This window comes from Sodalis ligni, assembly GCF_016865525.2.
GTDB classification, from domain to species: Bacteria; Pseudomonadota; Gammaproteobacteria; order Enterobacterales; family Enterobacteriaceae; genus Acerihabitans; species Acerihabitans ligni.
In genome coordinates, this window is record NZ_CP075169.1 from 6,258,870 (window position 1) to 6,277,272 (window position 18,403).

At 52.5% G+C, this 18,403-nt stretch carries 14 protein-coding genes and 4 pseudogenes; 4 read left to right on the top strand and 14 right to left on the bottom strand.

What is annotated here, in order from left to right; translation table 11 throughout:
* Positions 1–40: 40 nt before the first annotated feature.
* The 4 genes from nanA to GTU79_RS29105 form a co-directional block, all read right to left on the bottom strand.
* Positions 41–946, bottom strand: coding sequence for an N-acetylneuraminate lyase (gene nanA, locus GTU79_RS29090; protein WP_203524160.1), 906 nt, complete (start codon positions 944–946; stop codon positions 41–43).
* A 1,336-nt stretch (positions 947–2,282) separates the two neighbouring features.
* Positions 2,283–2,555 carry a hypothetical protein gene (locus GTU79_RS29095; RefSeq protein WP_214513593.1) on the bottom strand — a complete coding sequence of 91 codons (273 nt, stop codon included), beginning with the start codon at positions 2,553–2,555 and terminating at the stop codon, positions 2,283–2,285.
* 227 nt (positions 2,556–2,782) lie between these two features.
* Positions 2,783–3,103, bottom strand: coding sequence for a hypothetical protein (locus tag GTU79_RS29100; protein ID WP_214513594.1), 321 nt, complete (start codon positions 3,101–3,103; stop codon positions 2,783–2,785).
* Between the two features lie 278 nt (positions 3,104–3,381).
* Positions 3,382–5,208 (bottom strand): hypothetical protein, encoded by a 1,827-nt coding sequence (locus GTU79_RS29105; RefSeq protein ID WP_203524164.1) that lies wholly within the window; start codon positions 5,206–5,208, stop codon positions 3,382–3,384.
* Between the two features lie 816 nt (positions 5,209–6,024).
* Here GTU79_RS29105 and GTU79_RS30935 point away from each other — a divergent pair.
* Together GTU79_RS30935 and GTU79_RS30940 are read left to right on the top strand one after the other, a co-directional pair.
* Positions 6,025–6,507: pseudogene (locus tag GTU79_RS30935) on the top strand (MFS transporter); the annotation flags it as partial.
* Between the two features lie 58 nt (positions 6,508–6,565).
* Complete coding sequence (locus GTU79_RS30940) at positions 6,566–7,264, top strand: MFS transporter (protein ID WP_253073453.1); 699 nt, start codon at positions 6,566–6,568, stop codon at positions 7,262–7,264.
* Positions 7,265–7,339: 75 nt separating this feature from the next.
* Here the strand turns inward: GTU79_RS30940 and GTU79_RS29120 are convergent, their stop codons facing one another.
* From GTU79_RS29120 to GTU79_RS29135, 4 genes are all read right to left on the bottom strand, one after another.
* Positions 7,340–8,935 (bottom strand): methyl-accepting chemotaxis protein, encoded by a 1,596-nt coding sequence (locus GTU79_RS29120; protein ID WP_203524166.1) that lies wholly within the window; start codon positions 8,933–8,935, stop codon positions 7,340–7,342.
* 112 nt (positions 8,936–9,047) lie between these two features.
* The gene (locus tag GTU79_RS29125; protein WP_203524167.1) at positions 9,048–9,575 is read right to left on the bottom strand and encodes a DUF4865 family protein; all 528 of its coding nucleotides are present in this window, start codon (positions 9,573–9,575) and stop codon (positions 9,048–9,050) included.
* Complete coding sequence (locus tag GTU79_RS29130; RefSeq protein WP_132924214.1) at positions 9,572–9,961, bottom strand: tautomerase family protein; 390 nt, start codon at positions 9,959–9,961, stop codon at positions 9,572–9,574. The genes GTU79_RS29125 and GTU79_RS29130 overlap by 4 nt, the downstream gene beginning before the upstream one ends.
* A complete protein-coding gene (locus tag GTU79_RS29135) occupies positions 9,961–10,269 on the bottom strand; it encodes a carboxymuconolactone decarboxylase family protein (RefSeq protein ID WP_132924213.1) in 309 nt (102 codons plus the stop codon). Before GTU79_RS29135 ends, GTU79_RS29130 begins: the two co-directional genes overlap by 1 nt.
* A gap of 101 nt (positions 10,270–10,370) precedes the next feature.
* On the opposite strand from GTU79_RS29135, the gene GTU79_RS29140 reads away from it, so the two are divergent.
* A complete protein-coding gene (locus GTU79_RS29140; RefSeq protein WP_203524168.1) occupies positions 10,371–11,267 on the top strand; it encodes a LysR substrate-binding domain-containing protein in 897 nt (298 codons plus the stop codon).
* A gap of 249 nt (positions 11,268–11,516) precedes the next feature.
* On the opposite strand, the pseudogene istB reads toward GTU79_RS29140, so the two are convergent.
* From istB to GTU79_RS29170, 6 genes and pseudogenes are all read right to left on the bottom strand, one after another.
* Positions 11,517–12,296 (bottom strand): annotated as a pseudogene (gene istB / locus GTU79_RS29145) (IS21-like element helper ATPase IstB).
* Positions 12,296–13,474, bottom strand: a complete 1,179-nt coding sequence (gene istA, locus GTU79_RS29150; RefSeq protein WP_214513595.1) for an IS21 family transposase — start codon at positions 13,472–13,474, stop codon at positions 12,296–12,298. The pseudogene istB and the gene istA overlap by 1 nt, the downstream one beginning before the upstream one ends.
* Before the next feature lie 73 nt (positions 13,475–13,547).
* Complete coding sequence (locus GTU79_RS29155; protein ID WP_203524169.1) at positions 13,548–14,690, bottom strand: alpha/beta hydrolase; 1,143 nt, start codon at positions 14,688–14,690, stop codon at positions 13,548–13,550.
* Positions 14,691–14,979: 289 nt separating this feature from the next.
* Positions 14,980–15,891 (bottom strand): LysR family transcriptional regulator, encoded by a 912-nt coding sequence (locus GTU79_RS29160; RefSeq protein WP_132924210.1) that lies wholly within the window; start codon positions 15,889–15,891, stop codon positions 14,980–14,982.
* A 117-nt stretch (positions 15,892–16,008) separates the two neighbouring features.
* Positions 16,009–16,737: an ABC transporter ATP-binding protein gene (locus tag GTU79_RS29165; RefSeq protein WP_203524170.1), complete on the bottom strand. Its 729-nt coding sequence runs from the start codon at positions 16,735–16,737 to the stop codon at positions 16,009–16,011.
* Between the two features lie 2 nt (positions 16,738–16,739).
* Positions 16,740–17,518 (bottom strand): annotated as a pseudogene (locus tag GTU79_RS29170) (ABC transporter permease).
* 549 nt (positions 17,519–18,067) lie between these two features.
* Between GTU79_RS29170 and GTU79_RS30945 the strand changes: the two are divergent.
* Positions 18,068–18,358: pseudogene (locus GTU79_RS30945) on the top strand (glycosyltransferase); the annotation flags it as partial.
* Positions 18,359–18,403: the final 45 nt, after the last annotated feature.

The window sequence follows — 18,403 nt, forward strand, 5'->3', positions numbered from 1 at the left end:
TAAAATAAACCGGCCCCGCTCGTGCGGGCCGGCAGTTTTTCTAGTTTTTATGGTGTTGAAATTCCGCCTGCAACTCCCTTGCGATACGTTTCAATTCAGGCAGATGATTTTCTTGCACCGGTGAAAAAGGCTTGCGGCACGCGGCGCAGCGAATAACGCCCCATTCCTGGAGGATGGTTTTCAGGCCGCCGAACACGCCCGTTTTTACCAGAACGTCGATCACCTGGTTGCATGAGGACTGTATCCGACGCGCCAGGTCGATATCCCTGTTTGCCAAAGCACGCAGGATGCCTTGGTAGCGCCAGCCCATGACGTTATAGGTACTGCCGATGCCGCCCTGGGCGCCCGCCATCTGGCCGGACAGGAAAATTTCGTCATATCCGTTGTAAAGAATTTTATCGGGATAGGCCCGATGGATCTGTTCAAGCTGATAAAAGTCGCCGGAAGTATGTTTGAGAGCGACCACGTTCGGCAGCGACAACAGTTCGCCAAGCTCTTCCATCCCGAGCTTCACGCCGCTCATTGCCGGGATATTGTAGATAATCATCGGTTTGCCCTGGGCGGCGGCGATAATGTCACTGTAATGAGCACGCAGTTCGGGAAAAGTGAATGGATAATAAAACGGTGTCACCGCTGACACCGCGTCATAACCATACTCCGCCGCCGCTTCCGCCAGGGCGCAGCTTTCGGCGGTGCTGATGCCGCCTATATGGGCCACCAGCGCCAGCTTGCCTTTTGCTTCTTCTGCCACGATACGCAGTACCTCCCGCCGCTCGGCGCCGTTTTGCAGCAGCGCCTCTGCGGTGGAACCGCCCACATAAAGTCCATCAACACCTTGTTGTATGTTATGGCGCACCAGGCTGCGCAGGCTTGCCTCATCAATGCGGAACTGTTCATCGTAGGGGGTCAGCAGCGCGGTAATAACGCCGGTTAATGCAGTTTTCATCATTCCTCCGGAGATTTTTTGATTGGAATAACTATATACCTTGATACCTTTTATACCAGTTAAAGAGAAGCAATCTCTAGAGTGAATACGCGTTTTGTGATGAGGATCCTGGTTCTGCCATGATCGCCGCTTATCGGTCAGATACGCGATAATGATAAAGGAATGCCATATCGATCGGTAACGATCGCTATCACTGGGAAATGAGCTAAATAGCTTTGCGCATTAATGCTTCACTTCTCATCGTGCAGGGCCAGCGCTGGCGGGATGTCATCTCCCGCAAGTGTAGCGCTAATATGAAAAGCTATTTAGACAGCTGGCTAAGCATTTAAATTACCATATGTGGTATATAGCTTTATTAAGTATTTACCCGGTGAAGCCCGATGCTTTTTTGCTAATGAATTTTAGAGCGTGAAGGTAAAAAGATGAAGCTTTACAAATAGATTTATACAGGATATACCTTGAAGTTTGATGCAAACAAAGGCTACAATTCATTAAAAGTTGCAAAGCGGACAATAAATAGACCTGTTGAGAGAAACGAATAGATTGTGAAAAACCCAGCAAATTATTTATCAATTTTTTCTCTTGGAAAGCAGTCTCGCTCCCATCTCCGGGGACTTAGCATCCTAAGTTATTCCAACACCAATTACGTCGAGATGACGTTCCATGTGAGATGATCATATGAATTACAAAAATTTAATCACAACCACATTCCTTTACTTTTGGTTAAGTGGAGTCGCAATATCTTCTGAGTTAATATTTTTTGCAGTACAACCTCGGGAAATGAAATGAAACTCGAGAAAGAAAATTCTTACATTTTATATTCTTATGGGAAATAAAATACCACACCAGAAATAATATTAAAACAAAAATAGATCCATCACAATTAAAATTAAGCGAATCTGAAGGTTCTAATGTTGTAACCAGCATTCCTTTTTCAATGGTCAATATACTTACGAAATATTTACGAGCACCGATAAAATGGATTCGACTCACAAATCTCACTCTGGAATATTTGTCTCCAAAGATAACGAGCTATTGAGCAGGATTAGATGCAAAAATGGCAGTCAAAAAGGGAACTTATTAATGTTAGACCAAGACGGCTGAGATAACCTTTAACTCGATTTTAAAATTTTAATAAATTATTATATTTTTAAACAACGCCCCCCTTATAGCAAACTACAATTGCTCATTTAGTGATTATATAAATAATTTCAAGAAGTGAAATAAAAAGGATTTTTAAAATACAATATTACTTATTTGAAACGTTCTGAACGTCTATCATAATTATTTTTGACGGCCTAAAAGTACGGTCCGATTTTTTTATAAAAAACACACATTATTTCCAAATACAATCATTGCCATCGAACGCATCATCATTTTGTACGAAATTCATCACATTTTCATTTTTAGCATTGGAATAATTCAAATAAGAAAAAATTGCACCTTGATGCACCGCCTTAAATTTACCCGCAACACCACCATTAATTACTGCTAGCCATGTAGTTGTAGTTTCTGATGGACGATCAACATCCAATGTCTCACATTCACTTTTGATGGGTACTATCGTTATGGCTGAAGACGAATTTTTATATATAATATAACCACCCATCCATTTGTTATCCGTTAACAGTGCAAATTTTAAGTTTACTCGTCCATCTGTCGAGGTAAAACAACGAACATCCTTTGAGACTTCAGATGAAAAGCACGTCCACGAAACTAATAACAAAAATAATAAGAATGCTCTTAACATCAATTAACCTCATTTAATTTATTTATCTTTTCATCAAGAAAGCTGGATAAATTTTCGCCAATAATTCCGTACCATTTTCTTTCTTTTTATTTTTGTGTCAACGGATTTGTTTCTATTAAATACTTAGCTCTAAGATATCCTTTCAATGCTTCATTATTATTTTTTGAAGTTCCAGTCCTTCTGGATTGAGGGTCATGCCAAATTCCCCAGGCCAGGGATCCTAACTTACCGTTATAAATATCACTCTCCTCAAAAGTATAATGCTCGTTCTTATACAATTTTATTAAATGTGAAGCTTTGAGAGACTCGAGACCTTTTTTAAAAAAAGACAAACGATCATTATAACCGTTAAATCCTCCATTGACAGTCAGGGTGATCTTATTAAAATCGTCTAAGTCAGCAAACACTGCTGCTTTTGTATGAATTTTACTAAACCAGGCTGCAGACGTTACGCTATGCGGTAGAGACAGGAGCTTATCTCGATTGGTGCTTGTTGAAAAACATCCTCATTGATATATTTTGCATATGCTTTATAATTAGTTTCAAGCGTTATTTGGATCAGTCCCCGACCATACCATGGGCTATAACTCGCTGATTCCCCGGCAATCTCTTTTGTATAGATTAGTCCGCCACTTTCATGGAAAATTTGTGCTAACAAATGAGTCTTACCTATACACGTATTAATTCAAAATAATGAAAATGCTTCATTAAATGCTTGCAAATTAATTTCTAATAAAGTTACTTTTATATTAGGTGCCATTGCACACAGCTCTTCAAGAGTGATATCCCTGTTACAGGCACAAGTATTGGCATCACTCTTAGATATCGCCTCCAAAAACGTCACCGGATGCAAATGCCACAGCGCCTCGCTGCTGCGTATCTCCGGCACGTCCTTCATCCATACCAGCGCATCTATAAACTGCCGATTGTAAAGCGCCAGGGCCGGCTGCTGTCCGGCCTGCTCATCCAGCGCCGCCCGCCACAGCGCCGACAATCCGTCATGCAGCCATTCGATGTGGTGCTTGACAATAAGACGCTGAACCTGCTTGAGAATATGTGATTGCCGGTTGTGCAGAAACTGCCACAGTCTTTTACTGAATTTTTCCCCATCGCTTTCGAACTCCATCTCCTTGAGCAGCCGCTGGTAGCCCTCGATGTAGGTTAACGAATACATATCGCGGGTGTTCTGTTGCGCCAGCGCGGCGAGCCGCTGAAATCCCTGCCGCAGCCAGCCCTCTCGGGGCGTTTGTCGCAGAGTCCGCGGCGGCTCATCCTGCTCCAGCAGGATAAATCCGCGCTTTGCCAGGTCAAACTGATTGACTACGGTCACGTCGCTCTCGGCCAGCCAGGACCTCTCCGCCGGAATCTCATACCATGCGTTATCCCCGGACTTCTGCCAGCGGGTTTTGCTTCGTGGAGTGAAGCGTTCTTCGCCGGTGAGTACGGGGTCGTCGCCGATGACGGACGCCACAAAGGTATTATCCCGCTCGCGGTGGAAATAGCGCGGCTTGCCCCGGGGGGAATGAATAAAGGGCTCCCCGGCGGTGACCCCGGCCCGGTTGGCTACAAAATCCGGCAGCCGGCTGTCCTGGCTGAACACCTCAAGGTGGCAGAAATGATGCGGAGCGCTGTGGGGCGATTCCAGATAGCCGAGGTGGCCGATAATCTCGCCGGCGCTAACCGGCAGCACGTTGTCGCCAGCCAGGGCGACCACCTCGTTGAATACGCCGTTCTGACGGGCCGCTTTCATCCAGCGGGGAAGCGCGCCGGTGCCGCCACGGCGTTTAAGATACTTCTCCTGTCCCGATATCCAGCCGCTCTCTCCCACCGCCAGCCCGCCGGATACCCCCTCGGGCACGGACATGACCCGCACGTATACAAACGGCACGGCACGGCGGTCCAGCAGAAAGGTCGCCTCCTCCAGGATTTCCACCGTGCTGAGCCGAGGCAACTGCGTGTAGGTATCCCGCGGGGCCGGGTAACGGTTTTGCACATCGTAACAGGTCCGCGCCTGCGCCCCGTCGCCGCCGGGCAGTCCCTGCCGCACCCAGCCCGGCGCGGGATTGTCCCGGCGGACCTTAAGCGCCGTGGCGGCCACCTCGCCGATGACGGTGTCGCTCGCGCCGTACACCGACAGCGGCGCCAGCTGCATCCACAGGGTATAAAAATCCAGCCCGTGCGCCGGTCTGGCCTTATCGGGCGTGCAGGTGGATTTCACCAGAATAAACGTCGTGCTGAATTTCAGGGCGCGTTTGTTGTGGGCGGCGGCGCGGTAATCGTCGTTGAGCCGGTAGGCCACGATATGGCCGTCGGTCATGCTTTTCAGGCCGTGACCGGCCGGGCCGTCGGGACGGTAAATTGCCCCAGGGACGAAGCTGTCGAAAAGATGGAGGCCGCCGTGCCAATGGCCCTGCGATTTGAGCAGCCAAAAGGCATCGCCCTGGGTGCCCTGCAGGGCCGACATGAATTCGCTTGCCGATGAATACCCATCCGTGGGCAAAACCATTTTCATCCGTGATCCCTTGTTATATTTCAGGATTCCATTCCCTATGGCAGCATTGATCGCTTTGGAGCGATTTGCAGCCACTACGCCAACGCTGCTTGTCCGTAAATTCAGAACGCGATACAACGCGTTGAGTTTATTAATAAAAGCGTGGTGAGACAGCGACTTTTAGCATGGGTAGCGGGAGTGTTTCTTGCAAAAATCGCTCTTAACCAGCAAAAGGGCCACGTTATAGCCCGCAGCCGCCCCGGAATACAGCCGGTCTGCGGGAAATTCCGCCCCTGGGCACCGAGCACGTTGCGTTCGGGCGGGTCGCAGAGAAATATGCGATCCATGTAACATAAAAAGAATAATGATGTTAACAATGTGTTTTTATCATGAAATATTGTCGACAATATTCAATATTCAATCGCACTGCTTAAGGGAGAGTTCACCAGCGACACAGTAACTGAACTCTCGCAGAGAAACGCCCGAGCGGTGTAAAGACTTAAGAAATGCGTTTTTTTGTCATTTTCCGGCTGTTCTCGTAAGGAACCGGGACGGTGAATGGCATGTTGCGGCGGTTTCTCCGGCGGTTATCCCACCATGGGAATAGACGCTCGGGGTGCCCCTTATCAGGCATCGTGGTCGGGGCGAACACCGACACGGAGGCCTGTACATGCGAGCCGATGGGGGATTGAACAGCCTCTTACCGGCAATGATCACCTGCAAAGCTTGTCGGCGGACGGTTGCCGCCAGGCTGCTACCCGTTTGACGGAGAGTATGACAATGAAATTGATAATGTTCCGGGGAGCGACGGGCAGAGTCTTTATGTTGATTTGCCTGATGTATTTTATTGAATATATTGATCGGGTGAATATCTCTATCGCTGCGCCGCTGCTCAAAACCGAGATGCATCTGTCCAACACGCAGTTGGGGCTTGTCCTTTCCGCTTTTGGTTACTGTTACGCTATTTTCCAGATCATCAACGGCTACATGGGCGATAAAATCGGTCCGCGTCGCATGCTGGCTCTGTCAGGCCTTTTTTGGGCGGCGGGAACGCTGGCCACCGGGCTGTCCGGCGGCCTTATTGCGCTGTTCTTCAGCCGCATGCTGGTAGGGTTGGGTGAAGCGGGAACCATTCCCAACGCCACGCGGGCTATGGGGAACTGGGTGCCGGTGGCGCGCCGCGGATTTGCGCAAGGCTTTACCCATTCGTCGGCACGCGCCGCGGCGGCGATAACGCCGCCTATCATGGTGGCGTTGATTCCGTTGATCGGCTGGCGCGGCGCCTTTGTGGTGCTGGGAGGTGTCAGCCTGATATGGGTGGCGCTGTGGTGCTTCTATTTTCGTAACGATCCCCGTAAACATCCGAAGGTCACGGAGGATGAGATTGCCCTGTTACCCCCCCTATTCAGGACCGGCTCATCGCACACCGGTTCCCTGGCTGGCGCTGACCCGGCGTATCCTGCCGGTAACGCTGGTGTTTTTCTGCCATGCCTGGACACTGTGGCTTTATCTCAGCTGGCTGCCGAGCTTTTTTGTCGGCGAGTACGGCATCAATTTGAAAACATCCGCGCTATTTACCTCGGGCGTGTTTATCGCCGGCGTTCTGGGCAATACCGCCGGCGGGCTGTTAACCGATGCGTGGTTTCAGCGGACCAAGAATATCAATGCGGCGCGACGTAATATCATTATTTTCGCCTTTTTGGGATCCCTGGCGTTTATGTCCTGCGTCCTGTTCATTCATCAGCAGAATGTGATTGCGCTGTGTCTGGCCGCATCGCTGTTTTTCCTGGAGCTGGCGGAGGGGCCTATCTGGGCGGTGCCGCTGGATGTGGCCCCCGCCTATGCCGGGGTGGCCAGCGGCTTTGTCAGCACCTCGGCGGGGATAGCGGGCGTTGTCTCTCCGCTGGCGTTTGGCTATATCAGCGATGTTACCGGCAGCTACCGGCTGCCGTTCATTATGTCCATTGCGCTGTTGTTATGCGGCGTGGTGCTTTCATTCTGGATCCGGCCGGACCGGCCGCTGCAACGTCTGGAAAAGCTTCCCCCACAGATGAAATCCGCACGGGTTCATCAATAATTACGATAGGGCGGGATTTACCCGCCAAAAGCTTGTCCCGGATCCGCCATGCCTTAACGGCATGGCTACTCTCTATCAATAGCCGGAGGTCTCCGCTACCGGGGCTTTGGGCGCATCGATCAAATGCTGCCTAAACACGGTAACAGCCTGAAGGAGTTTTATGGTGCGATCCCGCAGACCATCGGTCACGGAGGTGGTCTCTCCCACCAATAGAGCATTTTGCTGCATGGCCTCATCGAGCTGGGCAACGGCAATATTCACCTGACCGATGCCTTCCGATTGTTCGGTGGTGGCCAGGCTGATTTCACTGATCATTGACGATACGCGGGTTACCTGGTTCACAATATCATGCATGACTTCACCAGCGTTATTCGCCAGTTGGCTGCCGGTGGCGATTTTTTCCACACTGTCATTAATCAAGTCTTTGATTTCTTTGGCGGCATTGGCGCTCCGCTGCGCCAATGACCGCACTTCGCCGGCGACTACCGCGAATCCCCGTCCTGTTTCACCGGCACGCGCCGCTTCAACGGCGGCATTCAGCGCCAGGATATTGGTTTGGAAGGCAATGCCGTCGATGACCGAAATGATCTCGCTGATTTTTTTGCTCGAGCTGGTAATGGTGGCCATGGTTTCCACCACCTGTCCCACCACCGCGCCGCCTTTACTCGCGGCTTCACTGGCGGATTTGGCCTGTTTACTGGCGTTATGGGCGGTATCGGCATTATTTTTCACCGTTGCCGTCATCTGTTCCATGGAGGCGGCGGTTTGCTCAAGGCTGGAGGCCGCATCTTCGCTGCGGGAACTCAGTTCGCCATTGCCCCTAGCTATACCATCCCCCGCATGCTGCAAGCCGGATATTTGCTCATTGACATCATCGGTAAATGACCGCAGATTCAATCCCGCCTGATTAATAGCACGCAAAATCATGCCTACTTCATCAACGCGATTTAGAGACATATTACTGTCAAATTGGCCGGCGGCGACGCTAAGCGACTGTTTCAGCACGCGTTCCAGCGGTCGTGATACCAAAATTTCCATCCAGAGTGAAAGCAACAGGGACATACAAGCGGCCAATGCCACGGTCAGCCCTATTTCTTGCGCAGGAAGCGCCAATAGGTAGGCGCTTATCAGGCTCAGGGGCACAATCGCCAATGCCCCGCAGCGAATGCGCCATCGCACCGACATGGTTTGCAGGCAGGACATCCAGCCAAACAGCCCGCCGCGAAGGGCCAGCCCTTCGTGGAACTTGACGCCGCCGGTTTTACCCGCCGTAAAATTCCGATAAAACCGGTCCGTCTCCTCCACCTCTTTACGCGTTGGTTTGGTGCGAACCGACATATAACCGGTCAACTGGCCGTTGCGAATTATCGGGGTCACATTCGCCCGCACCCAATAATAATCGCCATTCTTGCGACGGTTTTTCACCAGCGCGGTCCATGAGCGGCCGGCCTGTATCGTTTTCCATAAATCGGCAAAGGCTTGGGAGGGCATGTCGGGATGGCGCACAATATTATGAGGCTGCCCCAGAAGTTCATTGGGTTGATAGCCGCTCGCCTGAATAAAGGCAGCATTGGCGTAGGTAATATGGCTCTGTGTATCCGTCACAGACATCAGGGTGGCGTCGTCTGGTAAAATATATTCGTTCTGGGTCACAGGCAGATTGCTACGCATGCTAAAAACCCTGCAATAAGAGGTGGGAAAAATAAAGCGATGGAATCTTATCGGCACCTATTGAACAAACTTTACCTGTTTAGCCTCGCCCTTGATTAATTTATATCCGGCATCACACAGCGCGTGGTCCGGCGATATAGCCGATACGATAGCGATCCGGGAAGCCGGGTTCCTCCGGCCGGCTTGAGAAACGAGCGCGAAGCACACTCCAACGGCTGCAGTCCCAGGCCGTGAGCTCATTCCCGCCGCCCGGTTGCAACGCCTCCGTCAGAGTAGTGTAGGGTGTAATGATGTGGGTGGAGATCGTTGCGAAGAGGCAACCGTCAATGGCGGTCAGATCGGGCGAGGATATTACCGTCCAACACTCAATGACCGGCCAGCCAAAGTCGCGAATCAGCTTTTCAAAAGCGTCGCTTTGCAAAAAGCCGGTCATTGCCGTGCCGTCCCGCCATACATAGAGCGGCGCGTAACGATTCTCTTTGCCGTCAGGGGACACTCCACCGCGACGGGCATACAGGTAGGTCTTGAATACCAGACCGGGATAATTATCCAGCCGGGCGCCATTATCATGGATGCGCTGTTCGATGATGGACATATCATAGTCAGCCGGCAGGGTGAAACGATATTGCATGGCAATCATACGCGCTCCGGGGAGTAAAGTTGGCCATTGCCGAAACACCAGTCTTCCGGCGAGTTAAAACGCACCACGATCATCACATCTTCCGGCCGGATGCCGGGGCTTTCTTCCAGTCGCTGCGTCAACAGCCGGTAGAAATTCGCCTTCTGATCGCGGCTTCGCGGGCGTCCGGCGGTGATGTGGAATTGCACCTGCAGTGGTGAACGGATGCCGGTGAGATAATGCGGATCGCTGATAAGGCGCGATTCAGGCAGGCATTCTATGACCTGGAAACGATCGCCGTCCGGCACGTCAAAAGCGTCCACCAGCGTGCGGTGTAGCTGATTCGATAGCTGTGCCAGCCATGTCTCGCTGCGGCCTTCGGCCAAGATAATACGGGTAAAAGGCATCAGGATTCCTCCTCGGGCAAACAGGCCAGCGCAGTGGCGGCGGCCGGCCAACCGGCGTAAAAAGCCAGATGGGTTATCATCTCCACCAGTTCCTGTCGCGTCAGGCCATTCGCTAACCCATAGCGGAAATGCCACGCTAATTGCCGCTCGCGTCCCAAGGCAATCAGCGCCGCCAGCGTTGCCAGGCTGCGATCCCGCGGCGACAGCGGCGAACGTTGCCAGATATCGCCAAACAGTATCTGTTCGCTGAGCTCCGCCAGTTTGGGGGCCACACTGATCATCTGTTGCAATGCCGCGTTTTCTGCCATGGTTAACTCCATCAATTGTTGATGTAGCTATTGTGAAAGCAGGGCTTGATTTATAAAATCAAAACTATCAGCATTGACGATCCCATAAAACAGGACATTTAATGAAACGACCGGTCACACTGGATGGTGAAGCCCTGCGTTCGTTTGTGTCAGGCATCGAGGCAGGAAGCTTCGCCATCGCCGCGCAGCGCTTAAACCGTTCCACTTCCGCCGTCAGCGCACATCTGAAAAAACTCGAACAGCAATGCGGCACTGCATTAGTGGTTAGAACCGGCCGGCATCTGACGCTGACCCCCAGCGGCGAAGTCCTGCTGGGTTTTGCCCGCCGCCTGCTGACGCTCAATGATGAAGCCTATCAAGCGCTGTGCGGCATGACCTTGCAGGGAGAAGTGAGATTCGGCATGCAGGAAGACTTTGGCGAAACACTGTTGCCCGCGGTATTGGGAGATTTTTCACGTGCTCATGGGGATGTACAGATTGCCGCACGCATTGGACGCAATCAGGAGTTGAAACAAGGCATTAAGGAGCAGCGATTGGATCTGGCGCTGATTTGGCAGGATGAAGCCCCGCCAATGCCGGGTGAACTGTTGACCGAACTGCCAGTGCGCTGGTTATCTCATCCCCGTTTGGACGCCGCGGCCCTGATTGCCGGCGGGCGGCCATTGCCGCTGGTGATGTTTGAGACGCCCTGCCTGTTCCGCAAACGGGCGATAGAAGCGTTGGATCGCGCAGCCATTCCCTGGCGGGTGGTATTCGAAAGCCGCAGCCTCGGAGGCATCTGGGCGGCGGTAACGGCCGGGCTGGGCCTGACGTTACGTACCTTGATGGGCAAACCCGCTGAACTTAACGCCCTTCCCCATCCGTTGCTGCCGGATGCCGGTTCGTTAGGAGTAGCGCTGCTGCAATCGGACATTGCGCTGAGCCCCGCCGCAGAGCGGTTACGGGACATTATCCAACAGGCCCTGCTTGCGCATCACGCCCGCCTGGGCGGCGGATAAGCTCAAGGGGACCTTCCCGGTCCCCTTGGCTACTCTACTATCATCAAAAAATCTAATTATTATTCACAATGGCCGAAGATATCCTCGAAGAACAGCATTCTTGAACGGCTTTTCAATGAATGTTTTTGCTCATCCAGGTATCTACGAACTTGGCGGCTTGCAGGTTATTTTTCTCCAGCATGATGAAATTGTCAACATCGTGAAGTGGTGGCCCCTTTTCAACGTTTCCGTTGTCCACTGTTTATCGTTTTAACGTCCGCTCATTATCGCGTCATCTGACGCACTCTTTGCCGATAACATTCCTGCCTTGCGTTTATCTTTCAGCCGGTAACTTTGCCCCTTTATATTGACCGTGGTTGAGTGGTGCAGTAAGCGGTCCAGGATCGCCGATGCCAGCACGTTATCGCCGAACACTTCTCCCCAGTCCACGAAGCTTTTATTCGAGGTCAGTATGATGCTCGCTTGTTCATAACGCCGATTCAGTAGCCGGAAGAACAGGCTCGCCTCTTCCCGCGTCATCGGCAGATAGCCGATTTCATCCAGGATCAACACCCGGCTATAGCTTAACAGTTGGATCTGCCTCTCCAGGCGGTTTTCTTGTTTGGCCTTGAGCAGCGTTGCCATCAGTTTATCCAGCGGCGTGAACAGCACCCGGTGACCGCCATCCGCTGCTTTGACGCCCAGGGCCACCGCCAGATGGGTTTTCCCACCCCGGCGGACCCAGCAAGATAACATTTTCATTGCGCTCCACGAACGCCAGTCCCGCCAACTCGCGGATCACTTTGCGATCTATTCCCGGCTGGAAGGTGAAGTCGAACTGCTCCAGCGTTTTATCCAGGGTAACCGGGCCTGCTTGAGCCGTGATTCCAGGCCCCGGCTACGGCGCCCGTTCCATTCCTGTGACAAGGCGCGGATCAAGAACTCCCGGTAGTTCAGTTCTTCTTTCGTGGCCTGCTCCAGCAGGTTTTCCACCGCGCCGCTCAGATGGTCCATTTTCAGCCGGGTCAGTAGGTTTTCCAGTTCGTTCATCACTGTAGTCCCTCATAGGCATCCAGCGGTCGTTGCTCTACCTGGCAGGTCCGCTGCCACAGCGCCTGGTGATGTTCCGGCACCGTCTGCCATCCGGCGGTGGCCGGTGACAACGGATGGCGGGCGATAAGCTCGTCATTGCCGTAGACGCGTAACTCGTCGTCCAGGGTAATGCGTACCGTAACCTGGCGCCCGCACCAGGCTTCGGGCAGGCTGTAGCGGTTGCCCCGCACGTCGATGTAGCCATCCCAGGCCGCTTGGCGGATATCGTGATAACTCGTATCGAACGGACCGGCGGGCAACGGTTGCAGGGCGGTTTTTTCCGCCTCGAACCGTTCTGCCGGTGTCTGATGGAACTGGCGCAGGTCGCGTTGATCGGCCTCTTGCGCCAGCCACTGGGTCAGGAGCTGATTGACGTGCGCAAAACTGTCGAACCGTCGATAGTGAACGAAGAAGTTGTGTTTCACATAACCCACCATGCGCTCCACTTTCCCTTTGGTCCTGGGCCGGTGAGGCCGGCAGGCGCGGGGGATAAAGCCGTAGTGCTTCGCCAGCGACTGGAAGCCGGCGTTGAAGATAACCTCGCCGGTATTATCGTGTTTGAGCACCGCCGCCTTCTGGTTATCAACCAGCACGGTTTTCACGCAGCCGCCGAAGTAACCGAACGCCTGCACCAGCGATTCGTAAGTGTGCTCCGCATCCTGGCGGGGCGCGGCGAAGACATGAAAGCGGCGCGAGTACCCCAGCGTATTGACGGCGAAGTTGTTTTTACAGGGCAGGCCCGCCACTTCTGCTTCCACTTCACCCCAGTCGTGCTGCAACTGATAACCGGGCTGCGTTTCGAAGCGGACGGTTTCACGACCATGCCGGAGTCGGCGTTTGGGCTGGATATATTCCCGCAGCACGGTGGTCCCGCCACCATAGCCTTGCGCCTTGATTTCCTGGAAAATCACTTGCGCGTTCCAGACATGTTCACTCAGGCGCATATCGATAAAAGCCATGTAAGGTTCAAGTTTGCTCATACGCCGTCGTGAAGACGTCCGGCGAGGACGTTCAGGCTCGGACAGGTGCCGCCTGACCGTGCGTTCTGAGCAGCCAATCTGACGGGCAATGTCGATAATATAAGCGCCATGAATGCGCATTTGTTTTATCATTAGGTGGTCCTCTCTGCTTAACATGGCGCTTCCTCTTTCGGTGTCGGAACCTTAAAGAAAGACCATGTTGGGTGGAGTGGACAACTTTTCCGATGAATTACGACCTTATATCAGCGATGCCGACAAAATGGCCGTTGCCGTTTATTCCTACGCTCGGCAGGCGAATAAAATCGTTTTTGACCCCCGCTTGCGCCAGGTATTTTGAAGTGCACAGGTCAAAGGGGACATGGTATGACGCCGCGCTGCCCACCATCAGGATAGGGACCTGAGCCAGAGCGGCCAGTTTACGAACCGGCTCTGCCTGCAGCCAGCAGGGGGCAATATCCGGCTTATCTGATTTTGTCTGCTCCACGGGCTTAAGGTCTGAGGTATCGACAAGGGGCGGATCATAGGTTAACTGAGTCTGCGTCAGGCCATAAGGCCGGGCTATTTTGTTGCCGTATTTGAACCACCCGGGCGCACCGGTATCCTTGATATTGTAAAAAGGCGGTCCGCTGGACTCGATGGCGATCACCCCTTTGACGCTCTTCGGGCGATCGTTCGCGATACCCCAGCCGATGGGGCCGGATTGTGAGTGGGTCAGCAGGATGACCGGTCCTATCTTATCAATCAGCGCATCGGCGGCGGCCCGGTTGAGCGTCTCGTTTTGCTGAAGATTGGTCATGTCCTCCATCTGCGAAGCGTAGAATTGATCGAAGGTCGCATCACCCGGCTTGCCCTCTCCCGGCCACTGGGTATGTTCCTTGGCTTGGGGATAAAGGGCCGTATCCTGCTGGCGGGAAAACCATTGGATGGAGTAGCTGGTATCGGGCTTGCGGGTCGGTCCGTAAGCATCGGGGAAATAGCCGGAACGTCCGCGCCCCACTTGATCCACCACGTATACCGCATAACCGCGGCTCAAGAAATAGGTTGCCCAGCCCTCGCGGCCGTCGGGCGTTTCATAATAGCCTTCACCCGTTTGCCCGCCGCCGTGAATCATTAACAACGGATAGGGGTGAGTTTGTTTAGCGGGAATCTGGTATTGCACATACATTTGCCCCGACATGCGCTGCCCCTTGTTTGTCGGCGTATATTTACCGACGACAAAAAAATTACCCTGGCTGGCAATGGAAATCGGCCCCCCTTCGATAGGCGCTGAATGGATGGCTTTCGCGGGTTCTTGCGCTGACGTGCTGGTGAGCGTTGCTCCATAAAAAACGGCGGTTATGCAGAGACATCCTAAAATATCCGGACCTTTCATCGTCGCTTACCTTCTTGTTGAGTAGGTTATTTTCACTACCGCTACCCCGGCTACTATTTCGACATCGACGGCTTAACCTGAAAAGTAGTCAATAATTTCCACATAGCAGAAAATGTTTATTTACTACAGACATCACTGCGAGATATAAGAGATATTGAAGTCAGCGTCAAGAACAGCCGCCGTTTTACTATCGACAATGTGATGCAGGAATCTTTTTCGCTTGTTTTACGACCATGCGGGTATATCAGCCATTGCCGGGAAGGGAGTAAAGCAGAGCAACGCCAACGGTTTATCGGGCTAAGGGCAAGCGGAGAACGTCGGCAAGATGATCGAGGATGACCCGCGTTTTGGGCGGCATACGGTGGCCAACGGGAATCAAGGCATGCACCGGCGCACCCTCGACGTCGGCTGCAGGCAGAACGTGATGCAACGCCCCGGAGAGAACATAGGGTTGGGCAACCCTGTTGAACAGCTGGGCAATGCCCAGGCCGTTGATGGCGGCATCAACCATCGCCCCGCCATCGGACAGAATCATCGCGGGATCAGGGGAAAGGTCCATTGTTTGACCGCCGTCCCATAGGGTCCATGGGCGCAGGCGGCCAGAGATGGTGCGAAACATGATGGCTTGCTGGTTGCACAACTGCTTCACTGACATGATGGGGTCGCGCTCTGCCAGATAAGCGGCTGACGCATACAATCCGAGACGGAGATCGCAAAGCTTGCGCACGGTCATCTCGCCCTCGGCGGGAAGATGCCCGATGCGAACCACGATATCCCATCCTTCCCCCACGGCGTCCACATGGCGATCGTCCAGGGTGAACTCCAGGGTAATTTTCGGGTAGCGTTTTTGGATGACGGTAAAGGTGGGTAATAACAGCCTGCCCAGACCCACCGGAACATTCAGACGCACCCGCCCGGCGGGATCTTCATGGCGCGCCGCCAGCAATACTTCCGCCTCGCTTAACCCTTCCAGCGCGGTCCGCGCCGCTTGCAGATAGATTTCCCCATCTTCCGTCAGACGGACTACCCGGGTAGTGCGCTGGAACAGACTGGTGCCGAGCCGGCGCTCCAGACGCTGCACCGCCTTGCCGACGTTTGATTTACTGGTGCCCAGCTGTTCGGCCGCGCGGGTAAAGCTGGCGTTCTGCGCCACCACGATGAACGTGGCGATATCCAGCATGGCGGGTGGAGATTGGACCATGGTTCTATCCAAAGCGACATTACGCGGTCAGTACGGTGGAATGTCGCCAAAGTGTAGATCAACGAGAGACTGTACGTCACGCCCCTCTTGCTTAAGCCATCCCTGCCGAAGCACTTTTCAACCGGCTCCGATATGCCTGATATCGTCTTCCTCGATAGCGCCATGATCCAGTCGGAAAACGCGGTTGCATAACCGTCTGATTAAATTATGATCGTGGGACGCAAATACAAATATATCCGTCCCGGCAATCCAATCGTGCATCCGCGTCTCCGCCTTTTTCTGGAAGGAAGCGTCGCCGGTAGCGAACATTTCGTCAATCAGCAGGATTTCCGGCCTGACGGATGTCGCTACCGAGAACATTAGCCGCATTGTCATGCCTGAAGAATAGGTCCGCACCGGCAGGACCAGGAAATCGCCTAACTCGCTGAAATCTTCGATATCGGGTATTTTTGCCTTGGCCGCCGAAACGGAATGCCCCATCAGCAACAGCATGCGCATGATATTTTCGTAACCCGAGAGTTCAGGGTCCATACCGGCGCCCAGTTCAAAAACCGTGGAGACCGACCCTGTCCGGATGATGCTTCCCGAGGTGGCGCCGTATATCCCGGCCATGGTGCGCAATAAGGTACTTTTGCCGGCGCCGTTATGCCCGATCAGTCCGACGGCGTCCCCGTTGCCTAAAGCAAAACTGACGTGATCCAGGGCAGTCACAGTCACGATGGCGTTGCCGCTGCTGCCAATGCATCCTCCTGAGCCGATCCTGACCAATTGATTGCGCAATGATTGCGAATGGGCGTTATAAATGGGATAGGTCACCGTGACATCATCAAAAACAAGGGCCGCCATGGTTATATCCAAAATGCCAGACGGGGGGCATGGCGGTTGAAAAACAGCAGCGTCGCCGTCCAGCCCCCTATGGCCATGATAACTACCGTTTGGTAAACAAATCCGGCGGGGACAGTGCCAAAGATCGGATCGCGCACCAACGTGACAAAATAGGTAAAGGGATTCAGCCAGATAATGGCCTGGCTGACACCCACATGACCGGCCTTGTAAATGACGGGGGTCAGGAAGAACACAATGGGCATCAGGGATTGCACTATCTGCTCCACATCACGAAAGCGGGCACCGATAAGGCCAAGCAATACCGAGATCCATAACAGATTAAGCACCACCAGGCCGAAACCGATGACGCTCAATAAATTTACCCAGCTCAATGATTGAGGATAAACGATCAATACACCTACCAGCACCAGTAGATTATGGCCAAGAGAAATACATTGACGGGCAATCAGCTGAATGGGGTGGATAAAAAAAGGCAACTGCAAGTTGCGGATAATCTGCGACTGACGAACAAAAACGCCGGTACTCTCGGTGACGGTCCCGGAGATAAATTGCCACAGCAGCAATCCCACGGTTAACGAAGGAATAAACTGGCTGCGATCCTGATGCAACAGCTGGCTCCAGACCAGGCCCAGGCCCACGACGCCAATCGCCGCTCCCAGCGTCAGCCAGAGCGGCCCGAGCATGCTTCTCTTGTACCGCGCTTTGGTATCGCTATAGGCCAAATGAGAAACGAGCGGCAGATGGCGAACGCTTTTATTAAATCATTTATTGCAAAATACATTGCCGCAGCTAATCCTACATGAGATATCTATTGCCAGTCATAGTTATAGTCTGGCATGAATCATGAAATGCATTGCTTTTCCATGGCGGAAAGAAAATAAACTCAAAACGGTTCCCTTCCGGAGAGTGTAACGCCAGTTTAATAAAAACACCAGGGTTTACTTTGGGCAGGATGTTATTTACTTTTGCCTATTAACCTGGAAAAGCCTCTTAGACATCTGCTTCACTTCTGGAAGATACAAAATAACTAAATTACTGTTAATAACATATTTAACACATAAAGTAGAAATAACGTATTAATGCCCTCGCAACCCTGACTTCTTGAACTAACATAACCAACTGATATATTCCCTTCATCGTACATGACGATATTTCCATCTAAGCGCTTTGTTTCATCATTATTCCACCTTCGATTATAACTTTATGGATCAATGACTCAAACATACTCAAAGAAATATCAAACAGGAGCGTTGATGGATATGGTGTACCGGCAAGATCGATTAACACTTAAGGTTGCCATTTTGATGGGTACTTATAATGCCCAACGATTTTGGCAAGGCAATTGGATTCCATCGAGGCGCAAAGCTGGCAGGAGTGGTCGATCTGGATCTCCGATGATGGTTCCCGCGATGAGAGTTTGTCCATCATCTCTGCCTTCCGGCAAAAATGGGGTGCGAAACGGCTGGTGCTGTTGGCGGGTCCGCAAAGAGGATTTGCCGAAAACTTTATGTCCCTGGTGTGCAATCCGGCCATCAAAGCGGATTATTATGCCTATGCCGATCAGGATGATATATGGGAGGCGGATAAGCTCAGCCGCGCCCTTGATATTTTGCGCAAAAATGGGCACGGGTTACCCGCCATGTATTGTTCGAGGACAAGATTAATC